Annotated in this window: 16 protein-coding genes; 8 read left to right on the plus strand and 8 right to left on the minus strand. The window is 67.8% G+C overall.

What is annotated here, in order from left to right; all coding sequences use genetic code 11:
* Nucleotides 1–32 precede the first annotated feature (32 nt).
* Nucleotides 33–392, plus strand: a complete 360-nt coding sequence (locus tag ACOZ4I_RS03555; RefSeq protein ID WP_424003100.1) for a PadR family transcriptional regulator — start codon at nucleotides 33–35, stop codon at nucleotides 390–392.
* Nucleotides 393–472: 80 nt separating this feature from the next.
* Here ACOZ4I_RS03555 and ACOZ4I_RS03560 read toward each other — a convergent pair whose 3' ends face one another.
* From ACOZ4I_RS03560 to ACOZ4I_RS03570, 3 genes are all read right to left on the minus strand, one after another.
* Nucleotides 473–1,027, minus strand: a complete 555-nt coding sequence (locus ACOZ4I_RS03560) for a DUF7108 family protein (RefSeq protein ID WP_424003102.1) — start codon at nucleotides 1,025–1,027, stop codon at nucleotides 473–475.
* Entirely contained in the window at nucleotides 1,020–1,616 is a 597-nt protein-coding gene (rnhA, locus tag ACOZ4I_RS03565; RefSeq protein ID WP_424003104.1) for a ribonuclease HI, read from the minus strand. The genes ACOZ4I_RS03560 and rnhA overlap by 8 nt, the downstream gene beginning before the upstream one ends.
* 69 nt (nucleotides 1,617–1,685) lie before the next feature.
* On the minus strand, nucleotides 1,686–2,096 hold the full coding sequence (locus tag ACOZ4I_RS03570) for a hypothetical protein (protein ID WP_424003106.1): 411 nt from the start codon (nucleotides 2,094–2,096) through the stop codon (nucleotides 1,686–1,688).
* A gap of 101 nt (nucleotides 2,097–2,197) precedes the next feature.
* Between ACOZ4I_RS03570 and nreA the strand changes: the two genes are divergently transcribed.
* The 3 genes from nreA to ACOZ4I_RS03585 all read left to right on the plus strand — a co-directional run bounded on the left by nreA (nucleotide 2,198) and on the right by ACOZ4I_RS03585 (nucleotide 3,936).
* Nucleotides 2,198–3,472, plus strand: a complete 1,275-nt coding sequence (gene nreA, locus ACOZ4I_RS03575) for a DNA repair protein NreA (RefSeq protein WP_424003108.1) — start codon at nucleotides 2,198–2,200, stop codon at nucleotides 3,470–3,472.
* Nucleotides 3,473–3,497: 25 nt separating this feature from the next.
* On the plus strand, nucleotides 3,498–3,683 hold the full coding sequence (locus ACOZ4I_RS03580) for a hypothetical protein (RefSeq protein ID WP_424003110.1): 186 nt from the start codon (nucleotides 3,498–3,500) through the stop codon (nucleotides 3,681–3,683).
* Between the two features lie 88 nt (nucleotides 3,684–3,771).
* Nucleotides 3,772–3,936 (plus strand): hypothetical protein, encoded by a 165-nt coding sequence (locus ACOZ4I_RS03585; RefSeq protein ID WP_174242921.1) that lies wholly within the window; start codon nucleotides 3,772–3,774, stop codon nucleotides 3,934–3,936.
* Between the two features lie 20 nt (nucleotides 3,937–3,956).
* Here the strand turns inward: ACOZ4I_RS03585 and ACOZ4I_RS03590 are convergent, their stop codons facing one another.
* Both ACOZ4I_RS03590 and ACOZ4I_RS03595 read right to left on the minus strand, forming a co-directional pair.
* Nucleotides 3,957–4,094: a hypothetical protein gene (locus tag ACOZ4I_RS03590; protein WP_424003112.1), complete on the minus strand. Its 138-nt coding sequence runs from the start codon at nucleotides 4,092–4,094 to the stop codon at nucleotides 3,957–3,959.
* 84 nt (nucleotides 4,095–4,178) lie between these two features.
* Nucleotides 4,179–4,466, minus strand: coding sequence for a DUF5789 family protein (locus tag ACOZ4I_RS03595; protein WP_424003114.1), 288 nt, complete (start codon nucleotides 4,464–4,466; stop codon nucleotides 4,179–4,181).
* Between the two features lie 156 nt (nucleotides 4,467–4,622).
* Here ACOZ4I_RS03595 and ACOZ4I_RS03600 point away from each other — a divergent pair, with 156 nt between their 5' ends.
* From ACOZ4I_RS03600 to ACOZ4I_RS03610, 3 genes are all read left to right on the plus strand, one after another.
* Nucleotides 4,623–5,648, plus strand: a complete 1,026-nt coding sequence (locus tag ACOZ4I_RS03600; RefSeq protein WP_424003116.1) for a DUF7139 domain-containing protein — start codon at nucleotides 4,623–4,625, stop codon at nucleotides 5,646–5,648.
* Nucleotides 5,649–5,721: 73 nt separating this feature from the next.
* The gene (locus ACOZ4I_RS03605; RefSeq protein WP_162412058.1) at nucleotides 5,722–6,048 is read left to right on the plus strand and encodes a transcription factor S; all 327 of its coding nucleotides are present in this window, start codon (nucleotides 5,722–5,724) and stop codon (nucleotides 6,046–6,048) included.
* A 7-nt stretch (nucleotides 6,049–6,055) separates the two neighbouring features.
* Nucleotides 6,056–6,667: a hypothetical protein gene (locus tag ACOZ4I_RS03610; protein ID WP_424003118.1), complete on the plus strand. Its 612-nt coding sequence runs from the start codon at nucleotides 6,056–6,058 to the stop codon at nucleotides 6,665–6,667.
* A gap of 40 nt (nucleotides 6,668–6,707) precedes the next feature.
* Here ACOZ4I_RS03610 and ACOZ4I_RS03615 read toward each other — a convergent pair whose 3' ends face one another.
* Together ACOZ4I_RS03615 and ACOZ4I_RS03620 are read right to left on the minus strand one after the other, a co-directional pair.
* Nucleotides 6,708–7,430: a methyltransferase domain-containing protein gene (locus tag ACOZ4I_RS03615; protein ID WP_424003120.1), complete on the minus strand. Its 723-nt coding sequence runs from the start codon at nucleotides 7,428–7,430 to the stop codon at nucleotides 6,708–6,710.
* Between the two features lies 1 nt (nucleotide 7,431).
* Nucleotides 7,432–7,821, minus strand: a complete 390-nt coding sequence (locus ACOZ4I_RS03620) for a nascent polypeptide-associated complex protein (RefSeq protein ID WP_424003122.1) — start codon at nucleotides 7,819–7,821, stop codon at nucleotides 7,432–7,434.
* 122 nt (nucleotides 7,822–7,943) lie between these two features.
* Between ACOZ4I_RS03620 and ACOZ4I_RS03625 the strand changes: the two genes are divergently transcribed.
* Complete coding sequence (locus ACOZ4I_RS03625; RefSeq protein WP_424003124.1) at nucleotides 7,944–8,894, plus strand: AEC family transporter; 951 nt, start codon at nucleotides 7,944–7,946, stop codon at nucleotides 8,892–8,894.
* On the opposite strand, the gene ACOZ4I_RS03630 is transcribed toward ACOZ4I_RS03625, so the two are convergent.
* Nucleotides 8,895–9,347, minus strand: a complete 453-nt coding sequence (locus ACOZ4I_RS03630; protein WP_424003127.1) for a hypothetical protein — start codon at nucleotides 9,345–9,347, stop codon at nucleotides 8,895–8,897.
* Between the last annotated feature and the right edge of the window lie 31 nt (nucleotides 9,348–9,378).

Below are 9,378 nucleotides of genomic sequence, written 5' to 3' on the forward strand. Positions count from 1 at the left end.
GTGTTAAATAGCTTGCTGACATTTACCCAACTATGTCAGAGGCACAAACAGTCAGCAGCAGTCCGGGCATCGCGAAAGAACTCACGGCTTTCCAGCAGAATATCCTGGTTATACTCGCCGAAGAGCCGCGGTATGGTCTGGCTATCAAACGTGAACTCGAAACGTACTACGACGACGAAGTCAACCACGGCCGTCTGTACCCGAACCTCGACGACCTCGTCGAGATGGGTCTCGTCGAGAAGAGCGAACTCGACAAGCGAACGAACCAGTACTCGCTGACCGAGGAGGGCAAGGAAGCCGTTCTCGACCAGCTCGGTTGGGTCTTCGGCAAGTTCGTGGCCGATGACGGCCGCGCCGACGAACTCCGCGACCTGATCGCCGCACAGCAGTAACTCGCGCAACTGGGCAATTGCGCAATTTTTCGCCGGTAACAACCGCTTACTAGCCGTGCTGACGCGCCGATCGGTGCGAATTAGCTGTCCGATACGCCGCCAGCAGCCGCGTCCACGGTCAGTTCGACGGATCGCTCGAGGACTGCTCGCTGGTCGTTGGTCGGCCACGCGTTCCGCGGGAAATACTCTTCTCGGAACTCCCGGAGTTCGTCGGGGGTCGCGTCGGCGATGGGCTTCGCGTAGTGGTTCCCCATGAAGTCGGCCAGCGCCGCCGCGTTCGCGCCGTGGACCTCGCCGTGGTCCTCGGTGACCGCGTCGACCACGGCCCGGTTCCGCTCGTCGACCGTCTCCCACTCGTCCGGGTCCCCGGGTCCCGACAGCTGCACCTCGACGCCCCGGTCCACGTCGTCGATCCGCTCGGGCCGGATGACGCCGTCTTCGACCCACTCTCGCGGGTGACACACGAGTACCTCACCCGTGTCTTCCGACCTGATGCGCGCGGTGTACCCGTGTTCGGACAGGCACTCCGTCCGCTCGGCGCGGTACGCCTCCGCCTCTGCGTCGTCGACCGCCTCGCGAGCGAGTCTCGTGAGCCGTTCGGCTCGGTCTATCACGTCTGCTGACAGGTCAGTCATCGTCGAGTGCGTCGTTCGCCAGTTCGTCGGCGCGGTCGTTTATCTCCCGCGGAACGTGCTCGATGTGCCAGTCGTCGAAGTCCGTGAGTAGCTCCCGTACGCGGACCCGCTTTTCACGGAGTTCCGGGTCGTTCGTGTTCCACTCGCCGCGGACCTGCTTGACGATCAGTTCCGAGTCACCGCGGATGCGCACCTCGTCGAAGCCGTAGTCGCGCGCGACCTCGACAGCGCGGATGAGCGCCTCGTACTCTGCCTGGTTGTTCGTCGCTCTCCCGATGGTCTCGCCACCTTCCGCGACGATTCCGCTGTCGTCGACGAGGACGTAGCCGACGGCGGCGGGCCCGGGATTCCCCCGTGACGCGCCGTCGAAGTACGCGTGGACGCGTCCGCCCGCCTCGCCCCGCAACAGCGCTTCCAGCCGCGCGGTGTCCTGGCCCTGCACGACGACCTTCCCGTCGTACGCGACCGCCGTCGCCCCGCCGTGGTCCGCGCGCCACTGCTCGTGATCGGTGTTCCCCGACTGGACCGAGACGCCCTCGGCCTCCAGGCGCTCACGGGCCGCCGTCTCGTCGCATTCGATGACCGGCATCGTCCGTGGGTGGCCGACGCGGTCGTATAGCCGTTGTGGTCCGTTCGAGCTCGCTCGCCCGTCGGCCGCTCAGTTTCCGGTCTGCTCAGTCCTGGCCCGCTCGGCGATCCGCTCCCCGCCGGACCGCTGCTGTTCCTCGCCGCCGAGGACGCGGCCCAGGACACCGATGACGCCGCCCGCCGTGACTATGCCGCCCGCGACGAACATGATCGTCAGTATCGGGTCGACCGGTTCGATGAACAGCGGTGAGACGAACAGGATGACGCCGCTGCCGATGGCGAGCGCGACCGACATCGGAGCGACCGGCTTCCCCGAGGAGACCCGGTAGGTGGCGTGGCCGAGCGCGAGCGCGGCCATTTCTCCCACGAGCAAGTTCACGAGCGCCTGTTCGTAGGCGACTGGAAGCACCGCCGAAACAAAGATGACGGCGACGCTGACCAGCGTGGCGGCGAGCAGGAGCCACTTTGATGTATTGACCATGATTTATATCACCTGTTGTTACTCAATCCACCATTGTAAGAGTTGCTCTCGCACGGCCGCCCCAGAAAGGTTCTTGGGCGGGAGGGGCGAAGTCGGCACAGATGCAGCTCGACGAGTTCATCGAGGGATTCGAGCGCGACGAGGCCGCGGAGCGGCGGCGGCTCGCGGCGGAGAAGTCCTACGCGATCACCGACCACCTCGAAGACGTCGAGCGACAGTTCGAAGAAGTCGTCCAGGGCGATTCCCTGTTCGGGTCGACCGCGCCCGAGATCTTCGTCGGTCGCTCGGGGTACCCGAACGTCTCGACGGGGCTGCTCTCGCCCGTCGACACCGACGCCGCCGCCGAGGGGTTCGCCACGAGCAGCGAGTGGTACCAGCAGGGGCTGGGCATCGAGGACGTGCTCCAGCGGCGGACCGGGATGGTGAACTCCACGCAGTCGACCGCGGTCGATTCGGTCAGCACCAAAGGCGGCGTCCACGACGTCTGGAACGGGTTCGTCGGCGTCCAGCGCGAGGTGGCGATCGCCGACCGCCCGGTCGACGTCGAGATCGGCCTCGACGGGACGCCGCAGATGGACGTGGGCTTCGACGACGTGCGGACGCCGACCGGGCCCCGAGCGCGGGCGACGGGGGCCGACCTCGCGGAGAATCCTCACGTCCCGCGCGCCGTCGAAAAGACGCTCTCGGACGACGACTGGCGCGCCGAGGGCGCGATGACGTACCTCTACCGGCGCGGTTTCGACGTCTACGACATCAACACGATTCTCTCTGCGGGCGCGCTCGGACAGGCGAGCGAGCGCTCGCTCGTGCCCACGCGCTGGTCGATCACGGCCGTCGACGACACCGTCGGCCAGTACGTCCGCGGGACCCTGCGGAACGCCGACACCCTCGACAAACCGGAGCTGTGGTACAACGAGTACATGGGGAACCGCTACTGGGTCGTGCTCGCGCCCGGCCGCTGGGAGTTCGAACTCGTGGAGATGAAGGGCCCCCAGAGCGTCTGGAACCCCCGGCCCGACGCCGGCTACTTCCTCGCGAGCGCCCACGAGGGCTACGAGGGCCGGACCGCCTACGTCGAGGAGACCGCTGGGGCCTACTACGCGGCCCGGTTGGGCGTCCTCGACCACCTCCGGGAGCGCGACCGGCAGGCGAAGTGTCTCGTCCTCCGCGAGATCACCGACGACTACTGGGCCCCGGTCGGCGTCTGGCAGGTGCGCGAGGGCATCAGAAACGCCTTCGATGGCGAGCCCGGGACCGGCCAGTCCTTCCGCGAGGTGCTCTCGGCCATCTCCGACCAGCTCCCGGTCGGGCTGGGTCAATTGCGCCGAAAGTCCGAACTCGTCGCCGGACTCCAGTCCCAGCTCAGCGACTTTTAACAGCCACGGTCGCGTACATCACCGCATGGTCCCCTTCCCGCTATTTCCCGGCCTGCCGGGCGCCTTCGAACTGGTCGTTATCCTCGTGATGATGTCCCTGGTCCTGATCGTCCCCATCGCGCTCATCGTCGCCGCGTACATCTTTGGCAAGCGCCGTGGGCAAGCGGAAGCGGCTGCCGGAGACGAAACGGCCGACCGTGCCGACTCCTGAGGAATCGCCAGACGGCGGCCAGTCGCCGTCAGCCCCGCTCTCGGGCCGAATCGACTCGTTTATCGGTGCGACTCTCCGAGGGGTATCTGTGTCCCCACAGCGTCCCCACTCGGAGCCGCTTCGAAGCCGCGCGTTCGAGATCACGGTCGACGGCGGCCGCGAGACCTTTCGGGCCCTCAGTATCGAGCACGCAGACTGCGAGACGGAGTGGATAATGTCGGATACGGTGTACGCGCTCGACAACATGCGCTGACACGGCGTCGAGACATTTTCTCAGCCGTTCACCTCGGGCCTTCGACCGCTGCGCGCCGGCGAGAGGGTGCACCACGCGATTGCGATCACGCCGATCAAACACGCGCCTAGCGAAACCAGTGTGGCGGCGGGCAGGTGATCGCGGATGATCGCGACCATCTGGCAGGCAACTCGATTCCACCGTTCGGTCACACCCGCTTCAACGTTCCGCCGGTGTGCGGTGACAGAAAACGACGCGGCGAGTCACTCGGTCGGAACCGGGCCGGTCCCGAGGACCTCGCGCACTGCGTTCTCGAACTCGTGTCGGTCGGCGAAGTACGGCACGTCGACGTCTTCGAGAACCGACGCGAGTTCCTGGGGCCCGTCCGGCGTCCGGATGGTCGTCTCGCCCTCGCGCTCGACGATGGTGCTGTGTTCGATCCCCCACGTCAGCCGCGCTGAGACGCGGGACAGCGGCGCGCCCTCGACGTCCGGTCCTTCTCCGAGTTCGACGGCCGGGGCCTCTTCCTCCTCGCTGTCGTCGTCGCTCATACTCCGAGTGTTCCCGCGGGCCCGATTAGTGCTTTCGGAACGCGCGCCCGCTGCGAGACGACCTGCGGCGCGCTCTCGTATTCCTGGTTACGCGCGTGCCCGCGTCATGCGCGTGTCTGACGGGTAGTTTTATCCGATGTCGTGGTAGTATGGCCCATGACTAGTCTCTCCGACGTGTACGAGGGGGATGTCGGACGAGTCGCATCGCGCCGTCAGCAACTCGTCGGGACGGCGCTGTTTCTCGCGGGTGCCGCCGGGCTCGTTGGAGCGATCGCGCTCGCGACCACCGGAATCGGGGGCCGATACGGGCTGGACGCCTACGCTGCCCGACGGCTCGCCGGAACCGTCGCCGGACTCGGGCTGCCCTGTGTCATCCTCGGGCTGTTCGCCGTCCTCCCGACCAGCCTGCGGGTCCGGGCGACCGCCGTCGGGGGAGCCGGCATCGCCGTCGTCGGCGTCGGCCTGTTCCGGCAGCTGTACCCCTACAGCTGGACCAGCAGCGACCCGCTGCTCGCGCTCCTCACCGGCGTCGTCTACTTCGCCGGCGTCGTCACGGCGTTCTGGGCGCTGTTCGCGGCACTGGCGACGTTCAAGACGCGGAACGACCCGGGCGGCACCGCTCGCATGGAGGTCACCGAGGAGGGGACGATTCGACTCGTCGAAGAGGCCCGGTCGATTCCCGGTCTCGGCGGCATCGGCTTCTTCGGGGCGGACCCCGACGGCGGCGTCGAGACTCAGACGAACCGCGCGGCGACCGGCGGGGCCGTCAGCGACGGCGGCAACGACGGCGCGACCGCGACGCGGCCGAACAGCCAGCGCCGGCAGTCGGCTCAGCGGCAGTCTGACCGCACTGGAACCGCCGACACCGGCCGCTCGAACGCGTCGACCCGCTCCGCGTCCCAGTCCGGGACGCCGCGGGGCCCCTCGGAGAGCGCGCTCGACCCGTCCATCGCACAGGCCGGCCCGGAAGCGACGCACTCGACCGACGGTGGAACCGCCGCGAAGAGCCGCGACACGATCACGGAGACCGCCGTCCACAAGGGCGAGCCCGATACGTACTGCGGCAACTGCCGGCACTTCCAGTACGTGATGCAAGACGGCGACATCGAGCCGTACTGCTCGTTCAAGGGAGAAGTGATGGACGACATGGAGCCCTGCTCGGCCTGGATCCGCAACGACTGAGACGGACGGCGATTCGTTCCCGTCCACGAAACCGGGCGTTTAACACGCGTGGCCGGCCAAGGCTGGACCAACAATGGAGTTCTGCGACGAATGCGGTTCGATGATGAAAACGGAAGACGACACCTGGGTCTGCGGGAGCTGTGGCTACGAGAAGTCCCGGAACGCCGAGGCCGAGCGCGAGATGGCGGTCACGACCGAGGGCCAGGAGGAGTCCGAGATCGTTGACACCTCCGAGGTCGACGCCGCGGACATGGGCCCGACGACCGGGGCGCGCTGTCCCGAGTGCGGCAACGACCGGGCGTTCTACGAGATGAAGCAGATCCGGGCGGCCGACGAGTCCGAGACGCGCTTTTTCACCTGCACCGAGTGCGAGCACAAGTGGCGCGAGGACGACCACTGAGCTGAGCGTGCCCGACGCCCCCTCGTTTCCGGCGGTTCCCGTGGACCGCCTGCGCGACGGCGGCTGGACGCTCGTCGACGAGCGCGTCGAGACCGTCTTCCAGTTGCCGACGGCACGCGTCGAGGGGGCGACGAGGGTGTACGACGCCGCGGAGACGCGGGCGGCCGTCGAGGCGGCGACGGGCATCGACCGGCAGTGGCGGTTCTTCTTCGCGACGGCGCTGTCGTTCACGCCGTCGCTCTCGCCGGGCATCGGCCCGGCCATGATTCTCCCGACGGTCAGGTCGGAGGCGCAGTCGGCCTTCGCCGACCAACTGCGAGAGAGGGGCTTCGACAATGTCGAGCGCGGCCGGACCGAGCGGGTCCGCGTCGACAGCGGTGCCCGCGCCCGGCTCCGGACGTACAGCGCGTCGCTGGCGCTCGAGGACGCTGACGCGACGCTGTCGATCACCGGCTGGGTCGGTGTCTGGCACGGCGACGGCTTCCGCATCGCCGCCGGCGCGTATCCCGACCGCTCACTCGCGGCGCTGCTCGACGTGGCAGAGCCGGACGACATGCTCGAACGGACGCCGTCGGACTACCAGTCGGAGCTACTGGATCTGATTCGCGCGGTCGAGTAAGTCGGGTGCGGCACTCGCGAGTGACCCCGGCGGCTGGCCGTCAGGGCCGGCGAGCGAACGTCAGGTAGCCGGTGTGGCCCACGCCGCCCGTGGACGGGCGTGAACCGCGGTCGTCGAAGTCCATCTCCCGCTGAATGGTGTCGAGCGTCTCGATCTGTTCGAGGCCGACCTCGGTGGCCGCCTCGGCGGCGGCTCGCGTGTTCTCGACGAACGGTGAGTACACCGCGAGCGAGCCGCCGCGCTGCAGGAGCGTCGGGGTCCGCTCGACCACGGTCGGCGCGTCCTCGGTGTCGAGCGTCAGTACGTCGAAGCCCGATAGCTGGTCGAGGTCGTCGGTCACGTCGCCCGTTCGGACCTCGACGGCGTCCTCGACGCCGGCGACGGCCATGTTCTGTCGCGCGACCTCGGCAAACTCGGGGTCGCGCTCGTAGGTCACCACGTCCGCGCCGAGCCGCCCCATGTACGCGCTGAGGATGCCGGTCCCGGTTCCAGCGTCGAGGACGCGGTCCCCGGCGGCGACACCGGTCTTGCCGACCACGAGGCCCACGTCGCGGGGCATCATCGGCGCGCCGGTGCGTTCGAGGTGATTGAACAGGTCCGGGCCACGAAGCCGGCGAACGGTGAAGCCGTTGCCCAGATGCGTCTCGACGACGTCGCCCGGTTCCACGTCTTCGGGGATTTCCAGGATACCGAGGTCGGACTCGAAGCGCTCGCCGGGGTCCAGCAGGTACTCGCGGTCCTCGTGGACGAAGAGGTAGGCCACGTTACTCCAGTTCGTCGACGGCGTCCGCGAGGTCGCCGTCGTTGGCTTCCAGCGCCTCGCGTGCGGTGTCCTCGTCGACACCGGCCCGCATCGCGACGAGTTCCACGTCGTCTTCGTCGACGCCGTCGTCGCTCTCGGCCTCGTCAGCGCCGTCCGCCGCGTCGGCGCTCTCGCTCGCGTCGACGTCGCGGCTCTCGGGGTCACCGACGATCTGGTAGGTCTTCTGGCCCTGTGCCTCCATCAGCTGGACCTCCGCGTCGCTGAAGACGAGTTCCTCGTCAGGTGTGCGGATGACCACTTCCTGTGCATCGATGTCCTGCATGTCGATGCCCATCTGTTCCATCATCTGCTTCATCTTGCGCGGGTTCATCCCGCCGCCTCCGCCAAACATACGTGTGAGTCGCGTGGCCGGGCAGAAAAGCGTAGCGACCCACACCGCCGGCGAGCGCTCGCAGGCGCGTTCGCGCTCTACCGTTTCGTAACGGTTCTAAGGCTCGGTCGTCCATCCTCGCCGTGTCGCTGCTTTCGATCTTTGCGACGGCCATCCTCCCGGTCGTGGTGGTCGCCGCCGCCGGCTTCGCGCTCGGGCGGGCGAAGGGGGTCGACCCCGACGCGCTCAACACCGTCACGGTGTACGTCCTCGCGCCCGCCCTGGTCTTTCACAGCCTCACCACGTCGACGCTGGGCGGCGGGACGATTCTCAGCGTGGTCCTCGCCGTCGCGCTGTTCACGGCCGCGATGCTCGCCGTCGCGGAGGGCGTCGGCCGCCTGACGGGCCACGCCGAACCCTTCCTCGGCGCGTTCGTCCTCGTGTCTGTGTTTCCCAACACCGGGAACTACGGCATTCCGCTCGCGGACTTCGCGTTCGGCGCGACCGGGCGCAGCGTCGCCGTCCTCGTGACCGCGCTCCAGGGCGTGCTGCTGTACACCCTGGGAATCTACGTCGCCGCCCGCGGCAGCGGCGGCAGCGCGCTCGCCGATATGCGTCGGGTGTTCGGCGTGCCGCTCGTCTACGCCGTCGTCGTCGCCCTCGCCGCCCGCTGGCTCGGAGCGGTCCCGCCGACAGACTCGACGATGATGCAGACGCTCGAACTACTCGGAAACGCCTCGATCCCGGTGATGCTGCTCATCCTCGGGATCCAGCTGTCGAACGTCGACGGGGACAGCGACTTTCGATCGGTCGGGCTCGCGAGCGCGATGCGGCTCCTGCTCGCGCCGTTCCTCGCGCTCGCCGCGGTGCTCGCAGTCGGGTTCGGGGACCCGACGGTCGCGCGGGTGGTCGTCCTCCTGCTGGCGACGCCGACGGGCGTGACGACGATCATCCTCGTCGGCGCGTTCAGCGGCCAGTCCGACGGTCGTTCGGCCGGCGAACTGGTCAGCGCGACGGTGTTTCTGACGACGGTGGCGTCGGCGCTGACGGTGACGGTGCTGGTCTGGGCGCTCCAGACGGGGCTTGTGCTGTGACTACTCCTCCGCGAAGATCTGGATCTCGTCCGCGTCTATCTCTACGTAGTGGTTCGACCCCGCTCCAACGTCGAACCGATCGATAGGGAGCTTTCGGGTCTTCGTTGGCCTGCCGTCCACAGCGACAGTTAGCGTGTACTCACCGGGTGAGTGGATCCCAGGGTCGTACTCTACGGCTTCGTCAGCCGCCAGCGCCACCGTCTCATCGATCAGCGCTGTTCCGTCGTGCGTGAGGGTGACGGAGACGGTCAGGTCACTCTCTGTAGGGTTGTGAACGACGAACAGGATCGGATCGTCTGGTGGCGGCGTCACCGTCGGTGTTGCCGACGATTCCGGTGTGGTCGTCGGGGATGTTGCTGGGGTCTCGCTCGATGTCGTGGTAGATCCACTGGGCGCGACACAGCCAGTGATTGGGGAGAGCGCGAGCGCGGCGAGGAACGTGCGGCGGCGCATATCGCACGTCTCGAAAGGAGCGGCAAGTGCT

Origin of the sequence: Haloarcula salina (assembly GCF_049603855.1) — an archaeon.
Classification (GTDB): domain Archaea; phylum Halobacteriota; class Halobacteria; order Halobacteriales; family Haloarculaceae; genus Haloarcula; species Haloarcula salina_A.

Bases quoted from the DNA above. Each gene is read 5' to 3' on its own strand.
- ACOZ4I_RS03555 (WP_424003100.1), top strand. From the start codon at position 33: ATGTCAGAGGCACAAACAGTCAGCAGCAGTCCGGGCATCGCGAAAGAA.
- ACOZ4I_RS03560 (WP_424003102.1), bottom strand. From the start codon at position 1,027: ATGACTGACCTGTCAGCAGACGTGATAGACCGAGCCGAACGGCTCACG.
- rnhA (WP_424003104.1), bottom strand. From the start codon at position 1,616: ATGCCGGTCATCGAATGCGACGAGACGGCGGCCCGTGAGCGCCTGGAG.
- ACOZ4I_RS03570 (WP_424003106.1), bottom strand. From the start codon at position 2,096: ATGGTCAATACATCAAAGTGGCTCCTGCTCGCCGCCACGCTGGTCAGC.
- nreA (WP_424003108.1), top strand. From the start codon at position 2,198: ATGCAGCTCGACGAGTTCATCGAGGGATTCGAGCGCGACGAGGCCGCG.
- ACOZ4I_RS03580 (WP_424003110.1), top strand. From the start codon at position 3,498: ATGGTCCCCTTCCCGCTATTTCCCGGCCTGCCGGGCGCCTTCGAACTG.
- ACOZ4I_RS03590 (WP_424003112.1), bottom strand. From the start codon at position 4,094: ATGGTCGCGATCATCCGCGATCACCTGCCCGCCGCCACACTGGTTTCG.
- ACOZ4I_RS03595 (WP_424003114.1), bottom strand. From the start codon at position 4,466: ATGAGCGACGACGACAGCGAGGAGGAAGAGGCCCCGGCCGTCGAACTC.
- ACOZ4I_RS03600 (WP_424003116.1), top strand. From the start codon at position 4,623: ATGACTAGTCTCTCCGACGTGTACGAGGGGGATGTCGGACGAGTCGCA.
- ACOZ4I_RS03605 (WP_162412058.1), top strand. From the start codon at position 5,722: ATGGAGTTCTGCGACGAATGCGGTTCGATGATGAAAACGGAAGACGAC.
- ACOZ4I_RS03620 (WP_424003122.1), bottom strand. From the start codon at position 7,821: ATGTTTGGCGGAGGCGGCGGGATGAACCCGCGCAAGATGAAGCAGATG.
- ACOZ4I_RS03630 (WP_424003127.1), bottom strand. From the start codon at position 9,347: ATGCGCCGCCGCACGTTCCTCGCCGCGCTCGCGCTCTCCCCAATCACT.